21 protein-coding genes are annotated in these 25,281 nt (G+C 64.1%); 8 read left to right on the top strand and 13 right to left on the bottom strand.

Features of this window, described 5'->3' with window-relative positions:
- Positions 1-49 precede the first annotated feature (49 nt).
- Complete coding sequence (gene ftsZ / locus NKJ00_RS02200) at positions 50-1,084, bottom strand: cell division protein FtsZ (RefSeq protein WP_023808769.1); 1,035 nt, start codon at positions 1,082-1,084, stop codon at positions 50-52.
- A gap of 386 nt (positions 1,085-1,470) precedes the next feature.
- Here ftsZ and NKJ00_RS02195 point away from each other — a divergent pair, with 386 nt between their 5' ends.
- The 6 genes from NKJ00_RS02195 (at position 1,471) to fhuB (ending at position 9,995) form a co-directional block, all read left to right on the top strand.
- Positions 1,471-2,169 carry a GntR family transcriptional regulator gene (locus NKJ00_RS02195; RefSeq protein WP_023808770.1) on the top strand — a complete coding sequence of 233 codons (699 nt, stop codon included), beginning with the start codon at positions 1,471-1,473 and terminating at the stop codon, positions 2,167-2,169.
- Positions 2,170-2,416: 247 nt separating this feature from the next.
- A complete protein-coding gene (locus tag NKJ00_RS02190) occupies positions 2,417-3,772 on the top strand; it encodes a glutamine synthetase family protein (protein ID WP_127268594.1) in 1,356 nt (451 codons plus the stop codon).
- Between the two features lie 129 nt (positions 3,773-3,901).
- Positions 3,902-4,786, top strand: coding sequence for a helix-turn-helix domain-containing protein (locus tag NKJ00_RS02185; RefSeq protein WP_023808772.1), 885 nt, complete (start codon positions 3,902-3,904; stop codon positions 4,784-4,786).
- 152 nt (positions 4,787-4,938) lie between these two features.
- Complete coding sequence (locus NKJ00_RS02180) at positions 4,939-7,098, top strand: TonB-dependent siderophore receptor (RefSeq protein ID WP_502906401.1); 2,160 nt, start codon at positions 4,939-4,941, stop codon at positions 7,096-7,098.
- A gap of 22 nt (positions 7,099-7,120) precedes the next feature.
- Entirely contained in the window at positions 7,121-7,996 is an 876-nt protein-coding gene (locus NKJ00_RS02175; protein ID WP_352609460.1) for an ABC transporter substrate-binding protein, read from the top strand.
- Positions 7,989-9,995: a Fe(3+)-hydroxamate ABC transporter permease FhuB gene (fhuB, locus tag NKJ00_RS02170; protein ID WP_352628532.1), complete on the top strand. Its 2,007-nt coding sequence runs from the start codon at positions 7,989-7,991 to the stop codon at positions 9,993-9,995. Before NKJ00_RS02175 ends, fhuB begins: the two co-directional genes overlap by 8 nt.
- 36 nt (positions 9,996-10,031) lie before the next feature.
- Here the strand turns inward: fhuB and cuyB are convergent, their stop codons facing one another.
- The 4 genes from cuyB to NKJ00_RS02150 all read right to left on the bottom strand — a co-directional run bounded on the left by cuyB (position 10,032) and on the right by NKJ00_RS02150 (position 13,924).
- Positions 10,032-10,829 (bottom strand): cysteate racemase, encoded by a 798-nt coding sequence (cuyB, locus tag NKJ00_RS02165; RefSeq protein ID WP_023808776.1) that lies wholly within the window; start codon positions 10,827-10,829, stop codon positions 10,032-10,034.
- Complete coding sequence (locus NKJ00_RS02160) at positions 10,826-12,187, bottom strand: dicarboxylate/amino acid:cation symporter (protein WP_352628529.1); 1,362 nt, start codon at positions 12,185-12,187, stop codon at positions 10,826-10,828. The genes cuyB and NKJ00_RS02160 overlap by 4 nt, the downstream gene beginning before the upstream one ends.
- A 2-nt stretch (positions 12,188-12,189) precedes the next feature.
- Complete coding sequence (locus NKJ00_RS02155) at positions 12,190-13,029, bottom strand: substrate-binding periplasmic protein (RefSeq protein WP_352628527.1); 840 nt, start codon at positions 13,027-13,029, stop codon at positions 12,190-12,192.
- A gap of 205 nt (positions 13,030-13,234) precedes the next feature.
- On the bottom strand, positions 13,235-13,924 hold the full coding sequence (locus NKJ00_RS02150) for an SDR family NAD(P)-dependent oxidoreductase (protein ID WP_352440057.1): 690 nt from the start codon (positions 13,922-13,924) through the stop codon (positions 13,235-13,237).
- Positions 13,925-14,295: 371 nt separating this feature from the next.
- Between NKJ00_RS02150 and NKJ00_RS02145 the strand changes: the two genes are divergently transcribed.
- A complete protein-coding gene (locus NKJ00_RS02145; protein WP_352628754.1) occupies positions 14,296-15,411 on the top strand; it encodes an anhydro-N-acetylmuramic acid kinase in 1,116 nt (371 codons plus the stop codon).
- A gap of 58 nt (positions 15,412-15,469) precedes the next feature.
- Here NKJ00_RS02145 and NKJ00_RS02140 read toward each other — a convergent pair whose 3' ends face one another.
- Genes NKJ00_RS02140 through NKJ00_RS02130 form a run of 3 tightly spaced genes read right to left on the bottom strand, consistent with a single transcriptional unit; the run spans position 15,470 to position 19,241 of the window.
- Positions 15,470-15,898, bottom strand: coding sequence for a GNAT family N-acetyltransferase (locus NKJ00_RS02140; protein WP_352628525.1), 429 nt, complete (start codon positions 15,896-15,898; stop codon positions 15,470-15,472).
- Positions 15,895-17,286 (bottom strand): sigma-54-dependent transcriptional regulator, encoded by a 1,392-nt coding sequence (locus NKJ00_RS02135; protein ID WP_352628523.1) that lies wholly within the window; start codon positions 17,284-17,286, stop codon positions 15,895-15,897. Before NKJ00_RS02135 ends, NKJ00_RS02140 begins: the two co-directional genes overlap by 4 nt.
- Positions 17,283-19,241 carry a sensor histidine kinase gene (locus NKJ00_RS02130; protein ID WP_352628752.1) on the bottom strand — a complete coding sequence of 653 codons (1,959 nt, stop codon included), beginning with the start codon at positions 19,239-19,241 and terminating at the stop codon, positions 17,283-17,285. Before NKJ00_RS02130 ends, NKJ00_RS02135 begins: the two co-directional genes overlap by 4 nt.
- Before the next feature lie 167 nt (positions 19,242-19,408).
- Between NKJ00_RS02130 and NKJ00_RS02125 the strand changes: the two genes are divergently transcribed.
- Positions 19,409-20,737, top strand: coding sequence for a dicarboxylate/amino acid:cation symporter (locus tag NKJ00_RS02125; RefSeq protein WP_023808783.1), 1,329 nt, complete (start codon positions 19,409-19,411; stop codon positions 20,735-20,737).
- 69 nt (positions 20,738-20,806) lie between these two features.
- On the opposite strand, the gene NKJ00_RS02120 is transcribed toward NKJ00_RS02125, so the two are convergent.
- From NKJ00_RS02120 to NKJ00_RS02100, 5 genes are read right to left on the bottom strand one after another with little or no spacing between them, the layout of a single operon-like run.
- The gene (locus NKJ00_RS02120; protein WP_352628521.1) at positions 20,807-21,835 is read right to left on the bottom strand and encodes an ROK family protein; all 1,029 of its coding nucleotides are present in this window, start codon (positions 21,833-21,835) and stop codon (positions 20,807-20,809) included.
- Positions 21,832-22,554, bottom strand: coding sequence for a ribulose-phosphate 3-epimerase (locus NKJ00_RS02115; RefSeq protein WP_352628519.1), 723 nt, complete (start codon positions 22,552-22,554; stop codon positions 21,832-21,834). Before NKJ00_RS02115 ends, NKJ00_RS02120 begins: the two co-directional genes overlap by 4 nt.
- A complete protein-coding gene (locus NKJ00_RS02110; protein WP_128302403.1) occupies positions 22,551-23,384 on the bottom strand; it encodes an alpha/beta fold hydrolase in 834 nt (277 codons plus the stop codon). The genes NKJ00_RS02115 and NKJ00_RS02110 overlap by 4 nt, the downstream gene beginning before the upstream one ends.
- On the bottom strand, positions 23,384-24,202 hold the full coding sequence (locus NKJ00_RS02105; RefSeq protein WP_352628517.1) for a sugar phosphate isomerase/epimerase family protein: 819 nt from the start codon (positions 24,200-24,202) through the stop codon (positions 23,384-23,386). The genes NKJ00_RS02110 and NKJ00_RS02105 overlap by 1 nt, the downstream gene beginning before the upstream one ends.
- On the bottom strand, positions 24,202-25,278 hold the full coding sequence (locus NKJ00_RS02100; RefSeq protein ID WP_023808788.1) for a Gfo/Idh/MocA family protein: 1,077 nt from the start codon (positions 25,276-25,278) through the stop codon (positions 24,202-24,204). Before NKJ00_RS02100 ends, NKJ00_RS02105 begins: the two co-directional genes overlap by 1 nt.
- Positions 25,279-25,281 lie beyond the last annotated feature (3 nt).

The raw sequence follows: 25,281 nt of genomic DNA, 5'->3' as shown, positions 1-25,281 counted from the left end.
GTCTCCCCCGAGAAATTATCTCTTGGCGAGGATAAACGCGCGATATGACTTATTGAAGCGTCCGCGCCGGCTGACCGGCGTGGTCGCGTGCGATGCCGGCTTCGGCATCCTCGGCGCCAAAAGCACGGTCGAGGCCCGTCGCCACGACCGAGACCCTGAAGCGGCCTTCCATGCCCTTGTCGAAGATGGCGCCAACGATGATGTCGGCATCCTCGTAGACCTCTTCGCGGATGCGGGTGGCGGCCTCGTCGACCTCGAACAGGGTCATGTCCCTGCCGCCCGATATCGAGACCAGCACGCCCTTGGCGCCTTTCATCGACACTTCGTCGAGCAGCGGGTTGGCGATCGCGGCTTCGGCCGCCTTCATCGCCCGACCCTCGCCGGAGGCCTCACCGGTGCCCATCATGGCGCGGCCCATGTCGCGCATCACCGATTTGACATCGGCGAAGTCGAGATTGATCAGGCCTTCCTTGACGATGAGGTCGGTGATGCAGCTGACGCCGGCATAGAGCACCCGATCGGCAATGACGAACGCATCGGCGAAGGTGGTCTTGGCATCGGCGATCCGAAACAGGTTCTGGTTCGGGATGACGATCACCGTGTCGGCGCTCTCGCGGAGCCGCTCGATGCCCTCTTCGGCCATCTGCATGCGGCGCCGGCCTTCAAAGGCGAACGGCTTGGTGACGACACCAACCGTCAGGATGCCGGCCTTGCGTGCCGCCTGGGCGATGATTGGAGCCGCACCGGTTCCCGTGCCGCCGCCCATTCCGGCGGTGACGAAACACATATGCGTACCGGCCAGATGGTCCATGATCTCGTCGAGCGATTCCTCGGCCGCGGCGCGGCCGATCTCGGGAAGCGATCCGGCGCCCAATCCTTCGGTGACGTGGGCGCCAAGCTGGATCAGCCTGGACGCCTTCGACATGGTCAGCGCCTGGGCGTCCGTGTTGGCGGCGATGAATTCAGTACCCTGAAGCTGCTCCGCGATCATGTTGTTGACGGCATTGCCACCGCCGCCACCAACGCCGATCACGGTGATCTTGGGTCTCATCTCGGAGATTTCGGGCTTCTTGAACTCGGCCATGCCTGTGTCTCCTTCGCCAATTGCGCGCGCTTCACGACCCACCCGCAGACTGCCTTGAAACCTTGCAATCGAGCGGCATGATGCGAATCACTCCGTTGCGATGGGTAGCCCAAAAAGCCAGACAGCGGCCAGAGGTGCAAGTGCATGCGAGGTCAAGATTTGTGATGACCGTTTTGCACAGCGTGGCAGAGACGCCATATGCCTGACAATCTAGCCGTCGGCCTTGGTGCGACGCGTCGGCTTGCCGCGCAACGATCGAAGCGTCTATCATGTGCTTGATAAGTCGCTGACTTCGGCGTTCTCGCCGGGCTCGGCCACGCAGAATCCCCAGCGGCGAAACCAGCCGGCCGCACAGATTTCTGAACCGATGAAGCAGCGCCCCGCCAATGGCCGACAAAACACAATTCGGGTTGACCGCCGTCGACACCGTTCCCTTGCATGAAAAAGTCTATCTGGAACTTGTGCGGGCGCTGATGTCCGGCCAGTTCACGCCGGGCCAGAAGCTGACGTCGCGAAAACTCGCAAGGGAACTCGGCACCAGCGACATGCCGGTGCGCAGCGCCTTCATGCGGCTGCAGGCGCTGCGGGCGCTCAGCCCGATGCCGAACGGCAGCGTCGAAGTGCCGGCGATATCGGCCGAGCGGTTTTCGCAATTGACCGCGGTGCGGACTATCCTCGAAGGCTCGGCGACCGAACTGGCGACAAAACGCATCAATGGCAACAATCTGCGCACGATCCGACGCCACGCCACCGACCTGACTTTGGCGGCCCGCAAAGGCGATATCGATGATTACCTGCGCAAGAACCACGACTTCAAATTCTCGATCTATCGCCATTGCGGCAACGAGCAGATGATCTTCCTGATCGAAACCGTATGGATGCAGGTCGGCCCTTTCCTCAGGAACCTTGCCATGGGTTTCGAGGATAACCTCGCCTCCATCCTCGACATCGACTTTCACGAGGAAGTCGTCGCTGCGATCGAGGCCCAGGATGGCGAGCGCGCCCGCGCTGCCATCGTGCGCGACATCGACGAAGGGGCCTCGCACATACTGCAGCAGGCGAGATTTCCGAAGGCGAGAAACTGATGCGCGTCGCGTTTGTGCGGATTCGGGCGACGCCACTTGGCTTTCCGGCCTCTTGCCTCTATGTTGCGATCGCAGATCGCGCAATTGGTTTTGAAATGCCTCCCGACATCCCGGCTAGTGACTTGAAAAAATAAGGAAAAGCGCTTGGCGACAGCCAAGTCTGTTTTCCTAAAACTCACAAGCTATTTTTATCAGGGACAGTGCAGCCGGTCAGGTTGCGGCACCTTCGAAAACCAGAGGTCATAAATTGAGCGATGCAATTGCGGACGTTTTGAACTGGCTTGATAGCAGGACCGACATCCAGAGCCTGAGAGCCGCGGTGTGCGACCTCAACGGCATCATGCGCGGCAAGCGCATTCCCGTCGAGCAGGCAAGAAAGGCGCTGGAAGGCAAGCTGCGCATGCCTTTTTCGCTGATCGGGCTCGATGTCTGGGGCGAGGACATCGAAGGCAACACACTGGTATTCTCGACCGGCGATGCCGACGGACTGTGCCAGTGGACGGGGCGCGGCATTCTGCCGGTGGCCTGGACGGCGCATCCGACGGCGCTTGTCCCCCTCTGGCTCGCCGACGAAAGCGGCGCGCCTTATCTCGGCGACCCGCGACGGGCGCTGGCCCGCATCCTCGATCGCTACAAGGCCTTGGGCCTGACTCCGGTCGCGGCAACGGAACTCGAATTCTACCTCGTCGATCCGCAGTCGCAGCGGCCGGTCGGACCGGTCTCGCCGGTAACCGGACGCCGCCTCGATTCCGACGCGGCGCTGTCGATCGACGAGATCGACGACTTCGAATCCTTCATCCATGACGTCTACGAGGCCTGCCGGACGCAAGGCATTCCCGTCGACACCGCCATCGCCGAGAACGGCGTCGGTCAGTTCGAGATCAATCTGAACCATGTCGCGGACGCCTTGCGGGCGGCTGACGATGCGGTGCTGTTCAAGCGCACCGTGAAGGGCATTGCCCGCAAGCACGGCTTTGCCGCCTGTTTCATGGCCAAGCCCTATGGCGACCGGGCCGGCAACGGCTTTCACGTTCATTTCAGCCTGATCGACGGCGAAGGGCGCAACGTCTTCGATGACGGCACCGACCAGGGTTCTGAGACCATGCGCCATGCGGTCGGCGGCCTGCTTGCGGCAATGGCCGAAAGCACGCTGGTGTTCGCGCCGCACTTCAACTCCTACCGCAGGCTGCGCCCGAGATCCTATGCGCCGACCGCAGTCGCCTGGGGTTATGAGAACCGTATGGTCGCGATCCGCATTCCCGGCGGGCCAACCGGTGCGCGCCGCATCGAGCATCGCGTTTCGGGAGCCGACGCCAATCCCTATCTGGTGCTAGCGGCCATATTGGGCGCCGCACTGACGGGCATTGAAAGACAAATATCGCCAGGCGATCCGATCGGCACCGACGGCCAGGGACTTCCGCCGGCAAAGCTGCCGCCGGACTGGGCGTCGGCGATCGCCGCCTTCGAGAGCGGGACGCATGTGGCGGAGATTTTTCCAGCCATCCTGCGCGACTCCTTCGTTGCCTGCAAACGCCAGGAATTGAACACGTTCGCGCTCAATGTCAGCGATTTCGAAATCGAGACATACCTCGAAAGTGTTTGAGGCCCGACGGCCCCAGCGGCATTGGGTTCCGGCCGATTTTCAAGCAGCCGCAAAGCACTTGCGGTGGGGTCGCTAACCGGGCATAAACATGATGTTTTTTATCATGTATTATGACTGGGATCACAGGACTTGACCTTCGTTGCGCGCATGGAAAGCCGGATTGAGGGCTTTTCAGTCATTGGCGACCTGAAATGGCATGTCTGGGACGGCGTGGTCGCCGACCTCTGGGATGTCTCATGCGGTGACAAGGCCGAAGGCTATTACGTCTCTCCCGACCCCCGGCTGTTCGTCGCGCTCGATGTGGATGGCGATGGCGCTTTCTTCGTCGAAGACGCCAAGGGCGAATTGCGCCGCCACGACCAGGCTTTTTCCATGGCCTACATACCGGCCGGCGTGCCGATCCGCGGCCGGGTCGAGGGGCTGCGGCGGATCCGGCATCTCGACCTGCATTTCGACGCCGCAGTGCTGACGCGCCGCTTCGGCCGCAGCCTTGACCACGAGGCCTTGCGGATGTCGCGCTTCCAGTTTCGCGACGACCGGATCGCCATGCTTGCCGGCCTGATCGCCGCCGAATGCGGCAGCGACCGGCCCCTGCATGATCTCTATGGCGAGGGTCTGCTCAATGCCTTGTTCGCAAGCCTGTTCCAGATCGACCGGCCTGATACCCTTAGGCGGCGGTCGCCGCTGTCGCGCCGCAAGCTGCGCCTCGTCACCGACTACATCGACGCGCATTGCCTGGAAAGGATCCGGCTTGCCGACCTCGCCGCGCTGACCGGCCTGTCCGAAACCGCGATGAGTCACGCCTTCAAGGCGGCGACGGGCGTGCCGCCGCATCGTTGGCAGATGCAGGCGCGGGTCGACAGGGCCAAGGCCATGATGGCGCGTGGCACCGCTTCACTTGGCGACATCGCCGAGGCAACGGGTTTTTTCGACCAGGCGCATCTGACGCGTGTGTTCAAGTCGATTGTCGGCGTGACACCCGGCGCCTGGATGAGGAGCACCAGTCGCCAGTGACATTTCCGCAACATCACACCGCGATGTCCCTCGTTTGGACAAGAATGGACAAACCGCCCAATTCCGTCCAATGACCAGCAGATAACTTGAGATAAATGATCAACTATCTCAATATCGACAGGCGGGGACTTCCTGATGAGCAGAACTTACCGATGAAGGCGCTTCTGGCGGCCAGCGTCGCCGCAGCCGCGATGATCCCGCCAATGGCCGCGTTGGCGCAGTCGGTGCAAACCAGCACCCAGCTTGAACCGGTGGTGGTCGAGGGCGAGGCCGGCGATGGCGCGACCGGACCGGTTAAAGGCGTCGTCGCCAAAAAAAGCAAGACCGGCTCCAAGACGGCGACCGACATCAAGGATATCCCACAATCCGTGTCGGTGGTCGGACGTCAAGAGATCGACGACCAGGGCGCACAGAAAGTCGACGAGGCCTTGCGCTACACGGCCGGGGTGTTCGCACAGCCCTTCGGCCCGGACAGCGACACCAACTGGCTGTTCACCCGCGGTTTCCAAGCCACGGCTGATGGCACCTACATGGATGGGCTGCAACTGTTCAGCTACGCCTTTGGCGGCTTCTACGTCGACAGCTTCGGCCTCGAGCGAGTCGAAGTGCTGAAAGGGCCGGCCTCCGTACTCTATGGCGGCAGCAATCCCGGCGGCCTCGTCAACTATGTCAGCAAGCGACCGGATGGCAGGCAGCGCTATATCGAGACCGGCGTCAACGATGCCGGCAATGTCTATCTGGGCTTCGACATCGGCGACGTCGACGGCAATGGTGTTGTCAGCTACCGGGTAACGGGCAAAGTCGCCGGCGGCGACACCTACAGCGATTTGCAGAATGGCTGGCGCGGCTTCATTTCGCCCAGCATCACCTGGCAGCCCGACGAGCAGACCAAGCTGACGGTACTGGCCAACTACAGCCACATCGACGAGAACCACAATGGCGGCAGCTTCCTGCCTTACATCGGCACTGTAACGGATCGGATTATCGGCGGCGTGAATTACGGTCGAATCGACCCAGACGCCAATTTTACCGAGCCGAGTGTCGATCTCTACAAGCGCGAGCAAGGTTCTATCGGCTACGAGTTCGAGCACACTTTCGACAACCAATGGACGGTGCGTTCCAACATGCGCCTCAGTGCGGCCTCGATTAATGAAGTCAACGTCTACGCCAACGGGTGGGCGAGCGCGACGCAGCTCAATCGCATCAATTTCGGTCACGATACCGACGCCACGACATTCCTGTCGGACCTGCAGATCGAGGGCAAGGTGGAGACAGGCGCTGTCGAACACACGCTGCTGGCCGGCATCGACCACAAATATTACAACATCGACCAGGTGCAATCGTCGGCGCTCTTCGGCACAACCCCTCCCATTGATGCTTTCGACCCAATCTACGGCGCGCCACTGACGCCACGAGTCAGCTACCTCAATCAGGACTTGACCCAGAAGCAGCTCGGCTTCTACGCGCAGGACCAGTTGCGCTTCGGCGACGGCTGGCTGGTGACGCTGAACGGCCGTTACGACCGTGGCTGGCTCGACGCCGACAATCGGTCGACATATTACTCGGCGAGTTCCAGCACGCAGAACCAGACTGTCGGCGACTTCTCCGGTCGCGCGGGCCTCGCCTATGAGTTTGCCAACGGCGTAACCCCCTATGCCAGCATTGCCACCTTCTTCAACCCGCTCATCGGCACCGATGCCAACGGTAATCTGTTCAAGCCGGAAGAGGGCGTGCAGTACGAAGTCGGCGTCAAATATGTTCCGACCTTTGTCGATGGCCTGTTCACCCTGTCGCTTTTTGACCTGACCCGTCAGAATGTACCGTCGAACGTTACTTTCTTCACGCAGTTGCAAACCGGCGAAGTGCGCTCACGCGGTATAGAACTGGAAGGCAAGGTCAACGTCACCGAGGATTTCCGGCTCACCGGCGCTTTCACCGCCTATGACATCGACATCACCAAGGACGCCAACCCGGCGCTCATTGGCAAGACGCCGTTCATCGTGCCAGAGGTGATGGCCTCCGCCTCAGTCGACTATACTTTTCGTGGCGGCTGGTACGACGGCATCTCGATCGGCGGCGGCCTGCGCTACGTCGGCTCCTCATGGGCAGACAACGCAAACAACAACAAGGTTCCAGCTGTCACGCTGGCCGACTTGAAGCTTGGCTACGACAAGGAGACCTGGGGTGTCGATCTGAACATCACCAATCTGTTCGATAAAACCTATGTCTCGAGTTGTCAGACCACCACTGTCGAAGCCTGTTCTTATGGCGAAGGCCGCTCATTCAAGCTGAAGGCGCATACGACTTGGTAGCCATGTGCCGAATCCGCCAGTGATGATCCATCTGCCCAACAGACGGCAGGTGCTTGCCCTGGCGGCCGCGGCATTGCTGCCACCGGTCGCCGCCAGGGCGGCGGCGATGCGCGTTGCCGCGATCGACTGGGGCATGCTGGAGACGTTGCTGGCGCTCGGCATCGAGCCGGTGGCGGCGACCGAACTGATCCAGTTCCGCAAGATCGCGGTCGAGCCGGCGGTTCCTCAATCGGCAACCGATCTCGGGCTGCGCGGCGCGCCCAATTACGAGCTGCTACGCATCGTCGCGCCTGATCTCATCGTGATCTCCAATTTCTACGAATACCAGCGCCCGATGCTCGAACGCATCGCGCCGGTGTTTGCGCAAACGGTCTACGAGGCCGGCGTGCCACCTTATGCGCTCGCCGAGGCGGCGACACTGGCCCTGGGCGAAAAGCTGGGACGGCAGACCGAGGCGAAGCGCTACGTCGATGAGACGGCGGTCGAGATCACGCAGCTTGGCGCCACCTTGCCCCCCTCCCCCGCGCGGGTCTTCGTCATCAGTCTCGGCGATAGCAGGCATTTTCGAGCCTTTGGCCGCGATTCCATATTCGGCGATGTGCTGACGCGTCTCGGCCTGGTCAATGCATGGACCGACGGGACGAGCTACAGCGCGGCGGCACCCGTCGGACTGGAGGCGCTAGCGCGCGTGCCCGAGGCGTCGATCCTGATCGTTTCGCCACTGCCGGCAGATGTCGGGCGTTCGCTTCCTACAAATGCCTTGTGGAACGCGCTACCCGCTGTCCGCCAGGGGCGTGTTGCTGTGCTGGATCCGGTCAACCATTTCGGTTGCCTGCCATCGGCACGCCGCTTCGCGCGTCTGGCGACGGCCGCCCTTGCCGGGCAGAGCCATGGCTGAGCGCACCATAAGCGATCGCACCGCGACGAGTGCCGCGCTGTCGCCAATCGCCCTGTGGGGCCTCCTGGCGGCGCTGGCTGCGCTCCTCTTCGCATGGCGCGTCGGCATGCAATGGCCGGCCGCACCGCCGGGCGACGGCATTGATCTCGACAGCGTCATCCTGGTCTACAGCACGCTGCCGCGCGCCGCCGTGGCGGTGCTGGCCGGCGCGGTGCTCGGCCTGTCCGGCCTGCTGTTGCAGCATGTGCTGCGCAACCCGCTGGCCGAACCGTCGACGCTCGGTATTTCGGCCGGCGCGCAACTGGCGATGACGATCGCCTCGCTTTACGCACCGCTGCTGATGGAGCGGTCGCAGGGCCTGGTCGCCTTCGCCGGTGGCATCGCCGCGGTGCTGCTGGTGCTGGCATTGACCTGGCGGCGCGGGCTGGAACCGGTCTCCGTCGTGCTCGCCGGGATGATGGTGGCGCTGACCGCCAGTTCCGTCAGCGCAGCACTGATCCTCGCCAATGGCGAGTACCTGTTTTCGCTGTTCATCTGGGGCGGCGGATCGCTGGTCCAGCAGGACTGGGAGCCGACCATCGCGCTGACGATCAGGCTGGCGGCCGGTGTGGTTGCCGCATTGATGCTGCTGCGGCCGCTGACCATTCTTGGTCTCGACGATGCCTCGGCACGCGGCCTGGGCGTCGCCCGTCACTCAAGCCGCTTTCTCATCATCGCGCTTGCCGTGTGGATGGCGACGTCGGTCGCGGCAGAGGTTGGCGTCATCGGGTTCGTCGGTCTTGCAGCGCCGGCGCTGGCCACGCTTTCGGGCGCCCGCACACTGCGCCAAAAACTGATCGCCGCGCCGCTGATCGGCGCCGTGCTGCTGTGGCTGACGGACGGGCTGGTACAGCTGGCCGCCGGTTCCGGTGGCGAACGCATTCCGACCGGTGCCGGCACCGCCCTGCTCGGCGGTCCGCTGCTGCTATGGCTGTTGCCGCGGCTGCGCCTTTTCGAGTGGCCGCATCTCGGTTCGAATGGTACCGCACCGCGCAAGGCCAGCCGGCCCTGGCTCATCATCCTGCTTCTGCTTGCGCTGGCGCTTGTCGCTGCCATCGTGGCGCTTGTCGTCGGGCGTGGCCCGGACGGCTGGTCTATTGCTGGGGGAGACCTGTTAACCGATCTCGCCGCGTGGCGTGCGCCGCGGATCGGCGTGGCGGCCGCCGCCGGCGCCATGCTCGCGGCCGCCGGCGTCGTCATCCAGCGGGTCACCGGCAACCCGCTGGCAAGCCCCGAAGTGCTGGGAGTCGGCCCCCGCGCCGGTGCCGGCCTGACAGCCGTGCTGATGGTCAGCGCCACGGCCAGTCTCGGCTGGCAGCTCGCCGGCTCAGCCCTGGGCTCACTGGCGGCCTTGATTGCCATGCTGGCCCTTGCCGCACAAGCAAAGTTCGGTGCCGAGCGGCTGCTGCTTGCCGGTATCGCCATGAGCGCGCTGTGCAGCGCCGCGATCACCGCGTCGATCGCCATGGGCAACGCGCAGTCCTACATTCTGTTGCGCTGGCTGAGCGGCTCGACCGGCCAGGCGTCGGCGCTCGATGCAGGGCTGGCAATCGCCTGTCTGTTGCCGCTGACGTTGCCGCTGTTCCTTGCCGCCCGCTGGCTGGACATCCTGCCGCTCGGGTCCGACAGCGCACGCGGGCTGGGCGTGCCGGTTGCCGGCGGACGGCTGATGCTGATCGTCGTTGCCGCGCTGCTGACCGCGCTGGCCGCCATGGTCGTCGGGCCATTGAGCTTCGTCGGCCTGATCGCGCCGCACCTCGCCAGGTTGGTGGGGTTTTCGCGTGCCCGCGTCCATCTCGCCGGAGCGATGCTTCTGGGCGCCCTGCTGATGATCGTCTCGGACTGGCTATCGCGCATGGCGGCCTTTCCCTACGAACTGCCCGCCGGCCTGTTCGCTTCGCTGCTTGGCGGGCCGTACCTCGTCTACCTGCTTGCCAAGGGCGTGCCGCGCCAAGGCTGACGGGTTCCGAAATGCTATGAGGTTCTATCCATAGGGCTAGACCAGTGCGGCCAAGCTGGCGCGCATCGATCGGTCATGTTCCGGCAGCCGCGATACGGTCGGCAGGCCGCGGGCTTCCTGGGCACCGAAGCCCAATCGTGTCAGACAGGCTCGCGCCAAGGCCGCATTGCTGTCGATGACGACCAATCCATTGATATCGTTGAGGCTGGCGGCCACCACCGACAGTTCGGTGCAGCCGAGCAGGGCTGCATCGGCGCCGGCCGCTTGCGCGATGTCGAGCGCGCGCTCGGTTTCAACCGCCGCATCCGCGATCGAACCCGCCTTGACGAGGCTGATCGCGCTGTCGACGCAGGCCTGAAACTCGGTGTTCGCGGGAAGGCAGAGCTCAAATCCCGCTGCCGACATCCTGTCCTGGTAGAAGCCGGAGACCAGCGTGCCTTGGGTGGCGAGAACAGCAACCCGGCCCTGATCCAGGCTGCGACGCGTCTCCGTCACCACAGCATCTCCGATATGGATGATTTCCGCGCGCGAATTCGCCGCCAGTTGGCCGTACCAATGGTGGGCGGTGTTGCACGGCATCGCGATGCGGGCGACGCCGAGCGCATTGAGCGTCGCGACCGCGGCTTTCAAAGGCGCCAGCGGCCCGTCATGGCCGGCAAGGATCGCTTCGGTCCTGTCGGGCAGCTGCGGGACACTGAGGATCACGGCAGGCACATGTTCGTTGTCTCTGAGCGCCTGGGTCATCCGGGTCAGCTTGAAGTAGAAATCAGCCGAAGCAAGCGGCCCAAGACCGCCGATAATGCCGAGCTGGGGACGGATGCTGTCGTCGATCATCTGGCAGGCTCGGCTTCGAGCTGTTCCGAGACGGTTTCAGGCTGCGTCGTCTCCCTGTGGCTGGGAGCGATCATTGCCGTGCTCGCCGCGACGGTGCAGACGCTGGCCAGCGTCATGAACGTGTCGACGGCTGCATCCACCGCGACGAACAGGACGAACGCCGCCTCGAAGGGAAGCTTCAGGTAGCCGCAGACGATGGACATCTGCGACAGGATGAGCAGGCTGCCCATGCCGCCGGTGGTGAGCGCGAGAAGCGCTGAGATAATACCGACGAGCACGAGGTCCGGGACTGCAAGCTGGTGGCCGTAGAGCTGAGCGATGAACAGCGCACCCGAGGTATAGAGCAGTGCCGGGCCTGTCCGCAGCAGTGCCGCCTGTAACGGCACGAGCAGTTCGACGACCACCAGGCTGAACCGCAGGCGCTCGCCCAACAGGTTGATGACCCATGGGAGCGAGGCGACCGAGGAGCGTGTGGTGATGGCCACCATGAGAAGCGGCTGGCAGGTCTTGATCGTCGTCCAGTAGCTGCGTCGCGACCGGATCGCGATAATGGCAAATGCCCCGGCAACGAATGTAAGGCAGGAAAGACCCATCACCAGCAGGTAACCGCCCATCAGCATGAGCGGCTTGGTTCCGGTCGACGCTGTCTGGTCCGCGATCAGGATGAAGGTTGCAAAGGGCAACCCCCAGATGAACCAGTTGGTGAGCACCGTGCAGGCCCGGTAGACCGCGTTGAGCGCCTGGGTCAGGCTCATGGACGAGGGCTGGGGAATCTTCCCCATCGCGAGCCCGAAAAGCAGGCAGAACAGCAAAACCTGGATGGTCTGGCCCGAGGCCAGCGCGTTGAAGACGTTGTTCGGCACCAGGTCGAGCAGGATCGAGTGCCCGCCATTGGGATCGCCATTGGAGGGCGGCGGCTGGAATGGGAAGGCGAGATCGGTGGACACGCTGCCTTGCGAATTGATGAACTCGCCAAGCTCGATGCGCGACTGTGGATTCTCGATCTGGCCCGGCTGCAGGATCAGCGACAGGGTGCCGCTCACCAGCACGCCCAGGAACGACACGACCAGCACGGCCATGCCCACCTTGCCGAGGTAGCGGACCGATTTGGGATCCTGGACCATTGCCGTGATGGAGAAGATGACCGACGAGACCAAATAGGGCAGGACGACCATCTTGAGGAAATTCAGGTAGAGTTGTGCGACAGGGCTGATCGCATGGGCAAAGTCTGGATAGTAGAGGCCGCACAGTATCCCTGCAGCAATCATCACAATCGTCGTCACGGGCGAGCGCAGGATGCGCCTTGCCGCGAGGCGCCAGTCGAAAGGCAGGGGTCCGGCTACGTCGGAGATGGCCATTGTCAGGCTTTGCTCCCCAGGCGATAGCGGGCGATGATCTCATCCGTGTTGAGAATCTGCTGACCCCGCGCGAGATCGAGATAGAGATCGACAAAGGCCGCGAGGTGCGGATTGTCCGGCCGCACGCCGACTGCGATCGTATCGACCTTGTCGGTCAGCGTGATCGAGCGCGCGACGACCGTCATCGACGGGTCGTCGACCATCAGCTTCTTGATCTCGAAATCATCGCGATAGGCCATGTCGATCGTCCCGTTTCGGATCGCATCGATGATCAGGTCCCAGCTTGCCAGGCGGTGGATTTGCGCATGCGGGAAGGTCGTGGCCGCATAGGTGGCGAATGAAGAGCCCTCGATCACGCCAAGATCGCCTGAGAAATCACGGACGATCTGTTCGGCCGGTTTGCCTTGCGCGATACGCGCCAGGTTGAGGCGGTTGGCGATCAGCCCTTGCCGCAGCATGGCGTAGGGGCGGGAATAGATGATCGACCGGCCGCGCTGAAGCGTCCGGCTGAGCTTGCCAATCGCCATGTCGGCCTGTCCGGAACTGACCTGTCTGACGATATCGTCGAACGTTGCGGCGGATCGGTCGAACACCGGCTCGACGCCAAGCGCCGCGGCGATGCCGTGGGCCAGTTCCATGTCTATGCCATCGTCCCCCGAGCCGTCGGCCGGGAAGAACGGATTGGAAGCGAAGGCCGGCATTGCGATGCGCAATGCATCGCCGCTCGCGATAGGTTGAGGGGCGTTCTCCGCCTGCTGACCCGGAGTGCTGGCTGCGCGGGCTTGCGAGATCAGCAACCCGCTGCTCCCGGCCGCAAGCAGTGTACGACGTGTAACCGGCATGCGCGTTCTCAATTAACCCGGGAAAGCCAGCAACATGCACAACCGACGTTAAACAAACGTATATATTACACTGAGCCTTTTTATGTATTGGACAAGCAGCTTAGCGCCACAAAATATGAGCATTGCCTAATATATAAGAAACAAGGGAAGGATCGCGTTGCTTCCCGCCGGCGATCAGCTGGCCCTTAGGCGATCATCTGGATTGTCAAAACGTCTCGACCCAAGGCCGTAACTCAAGCTCCGAGCTCCAGGCGCTGCGATGCTGGCGATGGGTTGTGAGATAGGCCTCGGCGATAGCGTCCGGCGACAGGCGGCGGTCCTGTCGGTCGGGATCGGCTGCCTGTCCGGGCGCCTCGATCTGGCCGTCGATAATGAAGTGGGCGACGTGGATGTTCTTCGGGGCGAGTTCGCGGGCCATGGACTGCGCCAGGCCGCGCAGGCCGAATTTCGGCATGGCAAAGCCGGCCGAGCCGGGAAAGCCCTTCACACTGGCGGTGGCGCCGGTGAACAGGATCGAACCGGATCCCCGGACAAGCAGCCGGCGCGCCGCCTGCTGGCCGACTAGGAAGCCGCCATAGGCGCCGACCAGCAATGCCTGTTTGACCGCTTCGGCATCGAGCTCGGCGATCGGGCCGCGTGTGCGTGCGCTGGCGTTGAACACCACGAGCGCCAGCGGGCCGGCCTTGTCGGCGGTGTCGAACAGCCTGGCGACGGACGCAGCGTCGGCGACATCCGTCTCAACGGCCAGCGCACCGGTCTCATCGACCAGAGCGCCCAGCTTCTCGACGTTGCGGGCGGCCAGAACCACGCGAAAGCCTTCCCGGGTGAGAAGGCGCGCAAGCGAGGCGCTCAGACCAGCGCCCGCGCCTGCAATAACGGCCACATCGGATGTCATGATTTTCTCTCCTTGCGGATTTCGGCGGAAGCGTTTCGCCAGATCGAGCAAGGTCGCGCCTTCGCGCATGATAGGCAAGAGGTGGCATTGCCGCTGTGTTGAGCCCAAACGACCGCAGAACCGGCGTTGCGCGGTCCAGCATCGCCTGTGGCGCTACGAAGGCCGCTCGGCCTTCAGCAACGAGACCGCCACTTCGAAAGTGGCAAGGCTTGGACCTTGCCCGCCAACCGTTTTCATCCGACCGACATTTTGACGGTAGAGTCGTTAGGCTTCGTAAAGCTGTCGGCGATCTCATCAATGGGGACTGGAGCATGGTCCCGAAAAGTGGGAAACGGTTTTCGGAAAAGATCATGCTCAACGAGGAAACGACCATGGAACCAATCTGGGCTATCGGCCTGATGACCGGCACGGTGCTGGACGGCAACATCGACGTCGCGCTGATCAAGACCGATGGCGAGCAGATCGAGGATTTCGGCACATATCGGCTGATGCCCTATCCCCCATCTATCCGCTCCCTGCTGGAAGAAACGCTGACGGAGGCGCGGGCGTGGAATTTCGTCGGGCCGGAGCCGACGATCTTTCGTACCGCGGAGCAAGCCCTGACGCGCGCGCAGTCGGCGGCCGTCAAGGAGTTGGTCGCAGGCTATGGCATGACGATGGCCGATATCGGCATCGTCGGTTTTCACGGCCAGACCGTTTTGCATCGCGCGCCGCAGGTTGGACGGCTGGGCCAGACAAGGCAACTCGGCGACGGTGAGCTGATGCATGCCATATTGGGCACCAAGGTCGCATACGATTTCCGCTCGGCCGACATACGCGCCGGCGGGCAAGGCGCGCCGCTGGCCGCGGTCTATCACACCGCGCTGATGCGCAGCGCCGGCGCCAATGGCGAGGTGGCCGTACTCAATCTCGGCGGCGTCGCCAACATCACCTGGTGGGATGGCGCCGACAATGTCGTCGCCTTCGACACCGGACCCGCCAACGCGCCGCTGAACGATTTCATCAAGTCGAAGGGGCTCGGCGAGATGGACCGCGACGGCGCGCTTGGCCGTGCAGGTAAGGTGGACGAGGCCCGGCTGGCCAAGCTGCTGCAGCACCCCTATCTCACCAAGCCCTATCCCAAATCGCTGGACCGTTTCGACTTCGGCGCCGCCATGGCGGACGGGCTGGATGCGGAGGATGGCGCGGCACTGCTCACCGCCTTCACCGCAGCAGCCGTCGGCAAGGCACTAGACCTCTTACCAAGCCGTCCGAAAAAACTGGTGGTCAGCGGCGGCGGCCGCCATAACCCGACCATGATGGCAATGCTGGCCAGCCGCGCCGGCGTCGAGGTGGTGCTGGCGGAAAGCCTCGGTTGGAGCGGCGATGCGGTCGAGGCGGAGTGTTTTGCCTTCCTCGCGGTTCGCGTGTTGCGCGGCCTGCCGATCAGTTTCCCGAGCACCACCGGCGCGCCGCAGCCGATGCGTGGCGGAAAACTCGCCGGCTAGACTCTTGCTTTGACGCAATTCCGGACGCAAAACCGCTTCACACTTTTCCTGGAATTGCTCAACCGCCAACCAGTTCCTTCTGCAGGAAGATGCGGCTGCGGCCGACAGGGAAATCGGCCAGCGAGCCGAAGGGCCGATAGCCCTGGCGCTGATAGACCTTGGCGGCGTTCGGATTGAAGGTATCGATCCAGGCATTGTTGCAGCCGCGCGCCACCGCTTCCTGTTCGGCCGCGTCCAGCATTGTGCCGGCCATGTGCCGGCCGCGCAGTTGCTCATCCACCCAGAGCCAGCGCACATAAAGCCATCCCCAGGCGGTATAGCCAGAGATGCCGGCGACGACCGCGCTATCCTCGCCCCGCACGAACACGGCAAGCGCCTTCCTCTCAGACGCGCCGACATCGCCGTCGTTGAACGCCGTCAACCTTTCGCCGAGAAAGGCGAGTTCTTCCGGCGAGGGATTTGCCGTCGTTTCAATGGTCGTATTCATCGCTTTTCCGAGATGGGTTGCGTATCGTTATCGCCGCCATTGCGAAATTCGGATGCGGCAATGCCGTAGCGCTTGAGCTTGTCGTAAAAGGTCTTGCGCGGTACGCCGAGGGCGTCGATGGCGCCGCGCACGTCGCCGCCATGGTCGCGCAGCGCGTCACGGATGAGCTGCGCTTCGTATTGGCCGACCCGTTCGGGCAATGCTGCCGCAGGCTCCGGCGCGTGCGCGGAGACCGTCCTCACCTCATCGTCCGGACCGAGACCGAGCGCGACGCGATCGGCGAAATGGGCGAGCTCGCGGACATTGCCCGGCCAGTCATGCGACTGGAGATGATCGCTGACGGCTGCATTCATCTTCGCGACGGGCCGGCCGAACCGTTCCGCCGCCTTGCCGAGAAAATGCCCGAACAGCATCGGGACGTCGCCGCGCCGTTCGCGCAAGGGCGGGATGCGCAGCGTCACCACGTTGAGGCGAAAATACAGATCCTCGCGAAAATCGCCGCGCTGGTCCGGCCGGCCGAGATCGACCTTGGTCGCCGCAACGACCCTGAGATCGATGCGCCTGATATCGTTCGAGCCAAGCGGGGTGAGGCTGCGCGTTTCGAGCACCCGTAGCAGCTTGACCTGGAGCGCCGGGGGCATGGATTCGATCTCGTCGAGAAACAGCGTACCGCCGCTGGAATGCTCGATGCTGCCGATCCGCCGCCGCTGCGCGCCGGTGAACGCGCCCGCCTCATGGCCGAACAACTCGCTCTCGATGACCGTCTCCGGAAGTGCGCCGCAGTTCAGTGCCACGAAGGGTTTTGAGCGCCGCCGCCCCCACCTGTGCAGCAGGTCAGCCACCACTTCCTTGCCGGTTCCCGTTTCTCCCTCGACCAGCACGTCGACATCCATGTCGGCGATCTGGCGCAAGGTCTCGCGCAGCCGCTTGATGGCAGGAGCCTCGCCGATCAGCGGCAGGCCGTCAGTGGCGAGCGCCGCGGCTTCGCGCAGCCGCCGGTTCTCCATCACCAGTCGTCGCTTCTCCGATGCCCGTTTCAGCGCCTCGACAAGGCGGTCGCCGGCAAAGGGTTTCGGGATGAAATCGTAGACACCATCCTTGAGCGCGGCCACTGCGAGATCGACGTCGCCATGGCCGGTGACCAGGATCACGGGTATGTCCGGGTCGATCGCCTTGATGCGATCGAACAGCTGCAGCCCGTTCATGCCCGGCATGCGGATGTCGCTGACCACCACGCCTTCAAAGGTCCTGTCGACAACGGCAAGCGCTGCCTCGGCGGCGTCGCGCGCGACCACAGTGAAGCCGGCAAGCTCGAGCAATTGCGTTGTGGCGTGAAGGAGGTCCGCATCGTCGTCGACGAGCGCCACCAACCCTGATCCCTCAATCATTCAATTCGCCTCAAGTCGACGGTAAAAGATGCGCCGGTGCCATTGCTGGGATCGAGCCGCAGCGTGCCGCCCAATTCCTGGGCAATCTCCTGCGAGATCACCAGCCCGAGACCAAGCCCCTTCTCCTTGGTGGTCTGGAACGGCATGAACAGATTGCCGGCTGCTTCCGGGCCGAGACCTGGGCCATTGTCGCGCACCGAAATCAGCACCCTGTCGTCGTGCTCGGCGAGTTGGATCTCGATGCGGGGATCAGACTGGTCCTTCATCGCGTCGAGCGCATTCTGCAAAAGGTTGACGAGTATCTGCTCCAGCCGGATGCGGCTGGCCAGGACCACCGGCGAGGCATTGCCGCGCGGCTTGACGATGGTCACGCCGGAATCACGGATGCGGCCCGACAGCAGCGACAGCGCGCCATCAATTGCCTCGCGCACCGGCAGCGGCGAAGCGGCAACCCCGGGTCGACGGGCGAAAGTCCGCAAGGTGCCGGTGATCGCGCCGATGCGCTCGGTCATCGACACGATCGACGTCAGATTGCCGCTGGCCGGTTCGGTTTTGCCGGTTTCGAGAAAGCGGCCCGCATTCTCGGCATAGGTGCGGATAGCGGCGACCGGCTGGTTGATCTCGTGCGCCACGCCGGCGGCGATTTGGCCGAGGATGGAAAGCCGGTTGGCCTGGGCGAGGTCGTCGCGCAGCCGGCGCACCTTGGCTTCGGCATTCTCGCGCTCGGCGATTTCACCGGCAAGTGCGGTGTTGGAGCGGGTCAGCTCGGCCGTTCGCGTGCTGACTCGGCTCTCCAGCTCGGCATTCATACGCGCCAGCGCCTCCTGCCTCAGCCTGCGCGTTCGCCGGCGCCGGGTCAGCACGTAGGCAAGCAAGCCCATCAGCAGAAGCCCAAGCAGCGTGGTCAGGCGCGCCGTGTTGGCGGCCGATGAAAGAGCAGCGTCGGCGGGAGTGAGCAGCCAGAGACGCCAGCCAGGAACAGCACCAGGCAAATCCTGCACCACCTCGACGAACTGGCGCGGTTTTCCCGCGTTGTCGATCGTCGCCAGGCCGTCACCCGCGCCGCGCCGGATCGGCAGCGGCTCGAAGCCTGCATCGGCCAACTGGAGCTGCTCGTGGGCTGCGGCGGTGTCCTCGGCCGACAGTGGTGCCAGCGCACGGAACCGCCAGTCGGGCTGGCTGGTAGCCAGCACCACGCCGCGTTCATCAGTGATGAACACAAGGAAACCGCTGGAACGCCAATTGGCTTCGACGCCGTCGAGTTCGACCTTCAGCACCGCAACGCCAAGCGGCTTGCCGCCATCGTCGACGCGGCTGGCAAGGTACAGCCCCGGTCTGCCGCTGATTGTGCCGAGGCCATATTGGCTGGCAGCACCCTTGCTCATCGCTTCCTGGAAATAGTGCCGAAAATTGTAATCGATGCCGACAAAGCTCGCCGGTTCGTCGGCATTGCTGGCTGATATGGCGATGCCTGCCGTATCGATGATGTAGATGGCGGATGCCGAGGCATCGCCGGCAATCGACTTGAGCTTGTCGTTGAGGGCCTTTTCTTTCATTTTTCCGGCCCGGCGCAGAGCGCCGCGCACCGCATCGTCTCTGGCCAACACCAGTGGAACCAGGCGCTGCTTTTCGATTTCGCCGGTCAGGGTTCCCGCCGCCAGCGGCAGTGCGGCGAGTGCCGTCTCGCGCAGATTATCGGCCGCCTGGCCGGAGGCGATGCGCCCGGCAATGGCGATCGCGCCGGCCAGAAAGGCAAGAGCGACGACCACGGCAACCCAGCGGCCATCGCGCAGCCGCGCCACCGCCTCGCGCAGCAATTCACGGCCGGCAAATCCAGGGAATCCGCTATCGGTGTCTGCTTGCGGCGTCTGCCCTCTCCCCTTTTGCTCGCGGCTTTCGGCCAGTGTAATGCGAAAATCCGCCCAGGCAAACACTGCCTGTGCGGAAATCCGCACAGGCTTTGCCCGCATGACGTCAGACAAAGGCGGAAATCCCGTGGTTCCGGCCTTTCCGCGAACTGGCACAACGCTTGCAAAACTCCCTGGCAGCGGCGTGCGACCGGAGCGCCGCGATGGGAGAAGTCACGCAGGGCGCTCCGCCCCATCCGGCCAGGGAGAGTTCAATGCACATCGCAGACCAATCAGGCGCGCTTGCCGCGCAGCGCAAGCCTTTCTATGCCCAACTCTACGTGCAGGTGCTCGTCGCGATCACCGTCGGCATCCTGCTCGGCCATTTCTATCCGTCGGTCGGCGAGAGCATGAAGCCGCTCGGCGACGCCTTCATCAAGCTGGTCAAGATGATCATCGCCCCGGTCATTTTCCTGACCGTGACGACGGGCATTGCCGGCATGAGCGACCTGCAGAAGGTCGGACGTGTCGCCGGCAAGGCGATGCTCTATTTTCTCACCTTTTCGACGCTGGCTCTGATCATCGGCCTTGTCGTCGCCAATGTCGTGCAGCCAGGCGCCGGCTTCAACATCGACCCGGCGACGCTCGACGCCTCGACCATCAGCACTTACGCCGCCAAGGCGCACGACCAGTCGGTCACCGGCTTCCTGATGAACATCATCCCGTCGACCATCGTCGGCGCCTTCGCCGATGGCGACATCCTGCAGGTGCTGTTCTTCTCGGTGCTGTTCGGCATCGCGCTGGCGTTGGTCGGCGACAAGGGCACGCCCGTGCTCAATTTCCTGCAGGCGCTGACGACACCGATCTTCAAGCTGGTCAGCGTGCTGATGAAGGCCGCCCCCATCGGTGCCTTCGGCGCCATGGCCTTCACCATCGGCAAATACGGCATCGGCGCGGTCATCAACCTCGCCATGCTGGTCGGCACCTTCTACGTGACGTCGTTCCTGTTCGTGTTCGTCGTGCTTGGCGCGGTCTGCCGCTACAACGGGTTCTCCATCCTGTCGCTGATCCGCTACATCAAGGAAGAGCTGCTTTTGGTGCTGGGCACCTCCTCGTCGGAGGCCGCCCTGCCCTCGCTGATGGAAAAGATGGAGAAGGCTGGCGCCAAGCGCTCGGTCGTCGGCCTGGTCATCCCAACCGGCTATTCCTTCAACCTTGATGGCACCAACATCTACATGACTTTGGCGGCGCTGTTCATCGCACAGGCGACCAACATCCACCTGTCGATGGGTGACCAGATCCTGCTGCTGCTGGTGGCCATGCTTTCCTCCAAGGGTGCCGCCGGCATCACCGGGGCCGGCTTCATCACCCTTGCGGCGACGCTTTCGGTGGTTCCGGCGGTGCCGGTCGCTGGCATGGCGCTGATCCTCGGCGTCGACCGCTTCATGTCGGAGTGCCGGGCGTTGACCAACTTCGTCGGCAATGCTGTCGCCACGCTGGTGGTGGCGCGCTGGGAAGGCGAACTCGACGAGGCCAAGCTGGCGAGGGCGCTGGCGGGCACGGCCGACGATAGCCTGCCGGCGGACGTTGTTCCCGCCGAGTAATGACGCGCGGTCAATGCGTAAAAGGCCGGAGGCGTGCTGCCTCTGGCCTTTGTCATGCAGGTCGCAACGTCAGACCGTGCCGGTCTTGCTCAGCGGCGTGTCCGGAAACGTGCTTGGGCCGACAGGCACGCGGGCTGCCAAAGTGCCGCCGTCGTCGAACAGCACAAGGCTGGCGGCGCCGACGAGCCCGGCATGGCGGCCGAGCTGGGCCTGAACGACCGGCACGTCGCGATAGGCGCGCATGGCCCGTTGCCTGATGGTCGCCTCGATGGTCGGCAGCATCAGATCGAGCCCATTGGCGATGCCGCCGCCAACGACCAGCACATCGGGCGAATAAAGATGCAGGAGATTGGTGAAGCCAACACCCAGCCAGCGCGCTTCCTCCTCCAGCAAGGCCGAGGCAAGAGCGTCCTGCAGCCGTGCCGCCTCGACGACATGGCGGCCGGTCACCTCCGCGTCCGCTGAGAAGCGTCGCAAGGTAGAGCCGTCTCCGGCTGCCGTGGCGGCGCTGGCGCGGCGGCCAAGTGCCGTTCCCGAGGCGATGGCCTCGAAGCAGCCAACGACACCGCATACGCAGCGCTCGCCTTCATTGGTGATGGTCATGTGACCGATCTCGGCGGCAAGGCCACGGCGGCCATGCAGGATGCGCCCGTCGACGACGACACCACCGCCAATGCCGGTGGAAACCGTGACGAAGACCAGCGAGCCCGCACCATGGCCGGCACCGAAACGCCATTCGCCGAGCGCCGCGGCATTGGCGTCGTTCTCCAGCCGCACCGGCAGGCCGAGCCGCCGTTCCAGGATGTCGGCAAGCGGCACGTCCAGCCAGCCGGCGAGCGTCGGCGGGCCGACGGCAATGCCAGCCAGCGGATCGAGCGGTCCCGGTGCACCGACGCCGACGCCGACGATCGAAAGTGCCGGGGCCTCGGCGTGGACTGTCGCCGCCAACGCCTCGATCTGGCCGATCACCACATCGGGACCGGCCTGCGCCTGCGTCGGCACCGCCGCGAATGCCAGGATCTTGCCGTCGCGGTCGACCAGGGCGGCGCGAAGCTCCGTCCCGCCAAGATCGATCGCAAGGGCGGCTTCTGATGTCATGCCGCGACCTTCAAGCCGTGCAGCCAGCCGATGCGGCCGGCGAGGTCCTTGTCACCGAAGGCGAGCGAACCGAGAACCACGGTTTCAGCCCCGGCGGCACGCAGCAACGGCACGGTCTCGTGGCGGATGCCGCCATCGGCCGCCAGAACCACCTGCGCCTCACGGCCGGCCCTTCTCAGGATGGCGCGGGCAGCGCCCAGCCTGTCGCAGGCCTTGTCCGACAGGCTCTGTCCCTTGACGCCGATTGCGGTTCCAAGAAGCGTCACGAAGGCGACTTCCGGGGCAAAGGCCGTCACCGCTTCCACAGGCGTCTCCAGCCTGAGTACGACGCCGGCCTCGGCGCCGAGCTCCCGCGCCAGCCGCACGGCGCGCAATCCGGCCTCGCCATTCTCGGCATGGACGCTGATCATGTCGGCGCCGGCCTCGATGAACTGGCGCGTCTGCGCCTCGACGATTGCTTCATCGACCATCAGATGGACGTGGATGGGTTTCGCCGTCAGCCCGGCGATGCGGGCGACGAGATCGGGGAAGAACAGGAAGGACGGTGCGAAATGACCGTCCGCCACATCGATATGATGAAGATCGACATAGGGCTCGATGCGCTTCAAGTCGTTTTCGAAATTGGCGAGATTGGCCGACCAGAGCGAGAATTCGGCGATCATCCGGTCGCGCGGCAATGCGGCGATGGCGGCCGGGCCTGAGAGAGGTTTCGAGATCATGACTGGTCCTGGTTGTTGAAATTTATGTCGAGAAAGTCCGCGATGGCGGCGCGAATTTCGGCGAAATGGCGCTCCTTGTCGGTGGCCTTCGGCCTCACCTCGGCAAAGGTCGCATTGGGGATGGCGTCGGCGAGGCTGCGGGCGGCGGCCAGCGGATGGACCAGATCGATGCCGCTGCCGATGACGAGCGTAGGGAACGCAAGGCTAGCGGCCGCTGCCCGCGTCACGCCAGGTCCATCCTCTGCGATCGCCTGCATCACCTCGGCGAAGACGGGCGCGTCTTCGCGCGCGAAGAAGCCGAGCAGGGAAGCAAGATTGTCCGGCGCTTCGGTTCGAAAGCGTGCGGTCGTCGCGGACGCCGCGAAGATATCTCGCGCCTCCGATAAAGGACGGCTGAGGATGAGCTCCGCCACTTCCACGTAAGGGCGCATGTTTTGCGGTGCCGCGTCGAAAGCCCAGGCAGGGCGAACAAGCACCAAACCCAGGACGCGGTCCGGGTGGCGGGCGGCAAGCTGCAAGGCAATGGCCGCACCCATCGAAATGCCGCCGGCGACGAAACGGTCGAGGCCGGCCGCATCTGCGGCGGCCAGCACATCATCGGCGAACATCGCGATCGAAAACGGGCGCTTGCTACCGGCGCCGGAACCGCCCTGCGCGCGGCATTCGACGGTCAGCCGGCGGTATGACGGGCTGTCGGGATAGTTCTGCGCGACCTGCGCTGCGTCACCGCCGAGGCCATGCTGGAAGACGACGGGAAGTCTGCCCTGCCCCGTGTCGAAGACACGAAGCGCTGCATCGTCGCGGAGCAGGATCGTCGGGGCGGCGCCCATCAGAGGAGCCTTCGCAGAAAGGCGGCGACATCGGGGGCTTCGTCGGCGGACAGCCCGTGGGTGACGAGCGATCCCTCGAAGCCGACTGCCTTCAGCCGCGCGCCGAAATCCGGGAAATCGACGATGCCTTGCCCTGATGGGGCAAAGCGGCCGTCACTATAGCGGTCCTTGGCGTGCGCCATGGCGATGTGGCCGGCGGCCTCGTCGATCGCGGCGGCAACGATGGCGCGCGCCTCGCCGGGCGTGGCGTGGTCGAACAGGTTTGCCGGATCGAGCACGATCTTCAGATGCTTCGATCCCATCTCGGCGATCAGCCGGGTCGCATCCCTGGCCGAGGTGACGATGTTGGCCTGCTCAGGCTCGATGCCGAGATCGACATTGGCACCTTCGGCCAACGCCAGCGCCTTCGCCATCTCGGCGGCCATGTCGGACCAGGCGGCCGGATCGGCATTGTCGGGATGATAGGCCCACTGATCGGCGGCGTTGCGCGAGCCGGTGCAGAGCGTGACCAGCGGGATGTCGAGGGCAGCAGCAGCCTCGATGACGACGGCGAGACGCCGAAGGCCATCGTCGCGCACGGCTTTGTCGGGATGCGCCATGTTGTAGGTGCCCGAAAGTGCTGCAAGTGAGACACCGCTCGATTGCGCTGCGGTGCGGATGGAGGCGATGGCGTCCGCCGGCACAGCATCCGGCATCGACGGCAGGCCGGCACAGGCCAGATTGAGCTGCGTCGTCTCGTATCCCGACTGCTTCACCGCAGCCAGCACGGCGGCCGGGTCGGTGCCGGCAAAGGTCTTGGCGAAAATGCCGAGACGCATCACACCGCCCCCGAAACCGAGGCGAGTTCGACTCGCTCGCCTGATACCACCGAACGCGCGATGGCGACCATGGCGCGGATCGAGCCGATGCCGTCCTCGACATTGGCGCCGCGCATCGGCGCGCCGTTCAGCACCGTGTCGGCAAGACCTTCCAGCTGGCGGCGGAAGAAATGGCCATCGGCGCCGAGCGGCCGGCGCGATGTCGCGTCCTTCTCATGAAAAATGTCGACCTCGCTGGCGCGGAAATACCAAGGGTTGAATGTCCTGGCGATAACGGAGCCGTTCTCGCCATAGAGCTGAAAACCTTCGTGCCAGTCCATGCGCACGGCAACCGTCAGGTCGAGATGGCCGAGCGCGCCGCTGGCGAACTCGGTCTCGACGAACCAGCAATAGGCGCCGAAACGCTCGTTGAGGCGCGCGCGGACCGCAAGGATTTCGCCACACAGGAAACGCGCCGTGTCGACGAGATGCGAGCCATGCGCCAGCATGAAATATTGCCTGAGATCAGCCTTGGGATTTCCCGCTGGCTTCCTGGCTAGCCTGCTGGTGACGGGCAGCGGCTGCACGGCATCGGTGTTGGTGTAGCGATGGGTGGAATCGCAGTACCAGGCCTTCAGCGCCAGCACTTCGCCGATCTCGTCTCGAACGAAGTCGCGCGCCGCCTCCAGTGCCGGATCGAAGCGCTTCATGTGCCCGACCTGCAGGATCTTGCCCGAGCGCCTGACCGCTTCGGCCAGCGCCTCGCCTTCCTCAACCGAGGTGCCGATCGGCTTTTCACAGAGAACATGCTTGCCGGCGTTGAGCGCCCTGATCGACATCGGCACGTGATAGGCGTCCGATGTGGCGACGATCACCGCTTCCAGCTCAGGATCGGCGAGCATTGCCTCATAGTCGGAATACATCTTCTGCGGCTCGTAGGTCGCGCCCATGCGCGCAAGCAGATCGGGTGCCGCGTCGCAGATGGCGTAGAGGTCGGCATTGCCGGCCTTGGCGCAGGATTCCAGATGCGCGAACTGCGCGATGGGGCCGCAGCCGAGCACGCCGACCCTGAGGCGTCTGTCCTGTTTCTTGATCATCGT

Source organism: Mesorhizobium sp. M0227 (assembly GCF_040321855.1).
In the GTDB taxonomy this organism is placed as follows: Bacteria; Pseudomonadota; Alphaproteobacteria; order Rhizobiales; family Rhizobiaceae; genus Mesorhizobium.
This window is presented reverse-complemented; position numbering and strand designations above follow the sequence as displayed.

What these genes read in the sequence shown, in the direction of transcription:
- NKJ00_RS02140 (WP_352628525.1), bottom strand. Translation starts at nt 15,898, where the DNA reads ATGAATACGACCATTGAAACGACGGCAAATCCCTCGCCGGAAGAACTC.
- NKJ00_RS02100 (WP_023808788.1), bottom strand. Translation starts at nt 25,278, where the DNA reads ATGATCAAGAAACAGGACAGACGCCTCAGGGTCGGCGTGCTCGGCTGC.
- NKJ00_RS02195 (WP_023808770.1), top strand. Translation starts at nt 1,471, where the DNA reads ATGGCCGACAAAACACAATTCGGGTTGACCGCCGTCGACACCGTTCCC.
- NKJ00_RS02110 (WP_128302403.1), bottom strand. Translation starts at nt 23,384, where the DNA reads ATGGGCGCCGCCCCGACGATCCTGCTCCGCGACGATGCAGCGCTTCGT.
- NKJ00_RS02175 (WP_352609460.1), top strand. Translation starts at nt 7,121, where the DNA reads ATGATCCATCTGCCCAACAGACGGCAGGTGCTTGCCCTGGCGGCCGCG.
- ftsZ (WP_023808769.1), bottom strand. Translation starts at nt 1,084, where the DNA reads ATGGCCGAGTTCAAGAAGCCCGAAATCTCCGAGATGAGACCCAAGATC.
- NKJ00_RS02145 (WP_352628754.1), top strand. Translation starts at nt 14,296, where the DNA reads ATGGAACCAATCTGGGCTATCGGCCTGATGACCGGCACGGTGCTGGAC.
- NKJ00_RS02125 (WP_023808783.1), top strand. Translation starts at nt 19,409, where the DNA reads ATGCACATCGCAGACCAATCAGGCGCGCTTGCCGCGCAGCGCAAGCCT.
- NKJ00_RS02105 (WP_352628517.1), bottom strand. Translation starts at nt 24,202, where the DNA reads ATGCGTCTCGGCATTTTCGCCAAGACCTTTGCCGGCACCGACCCGGCC.
- cuyB (WP_023808776.1), bottom strand. Translation starts at nt 10,829, where the DNA reads ATGATCGACGACAGCATCCGTCCCCAGCTCGGCATTATCGGCGGTCTT.
- NKJ00_RS02180 (WP_502906401.1), top strand. Translation starts at nt 4,939, where the DNA reads ATGAAGGCGCTTCTGGCGGCCAGCGTCGCCGCAGCCGCGATGATCCCG.
- NKJ00_RS02135 (WP_352628523.1), bottom strand. Translation starts at nt 17,286, where the DNA reads ATGATTGAGGGATCAGGGTTGGTGGCGCTCGTCGACGACGATGCGGAC.
- fhuB (WP_352628532.1), top strand. Translation starts at nt 7,989, where the DNA reads ATGGCTGAGCGCACCATAAGCGATCGCACCGCGACGAGTGCCGCGCTG.
- NKJ00_RS02160 (WP_352628529.1), bottom strand. Translation starts at nt 12,187, where the DNA reads ATGGCCATCTCCGACGTAGCCGGACCCCTGCCTTTCGACTGGCGCCTC.
- NKJ00_RS02115 (WP_352628519.1), bottom strand. Translation starts at nt 22,554, where the DNA reads ATGATCTCGAAACCTCTCTCAGGCCCGGCCGCCATCGCCGCATTGCCG.
- NKJ00_RS02120 (WP_352628521.1), bottom strand. Translation starts at nt 21,835, where the DNA reads ATGACATCAGAAGCCGCCCTTGCGATCGATCTTGGCGGGACGGAGCTT.
- NKJ00_RS02155 (WP_352628527.1), bottom strand. Translation starts at nt 13,029, where the DNA reads ATGCCGGTTACACGTCGTACACTGCTTGCGGCCGGGAGCAGCGGGTTG.
- NKJ00_RS02150 (WP_352440057.1), bottom strand. Translation starts at nt 13,924, where the DNA reads ATGACATCCGATGTGGCCGTTATTGCAGGCGCGGGCGCTGGTCTGAGC.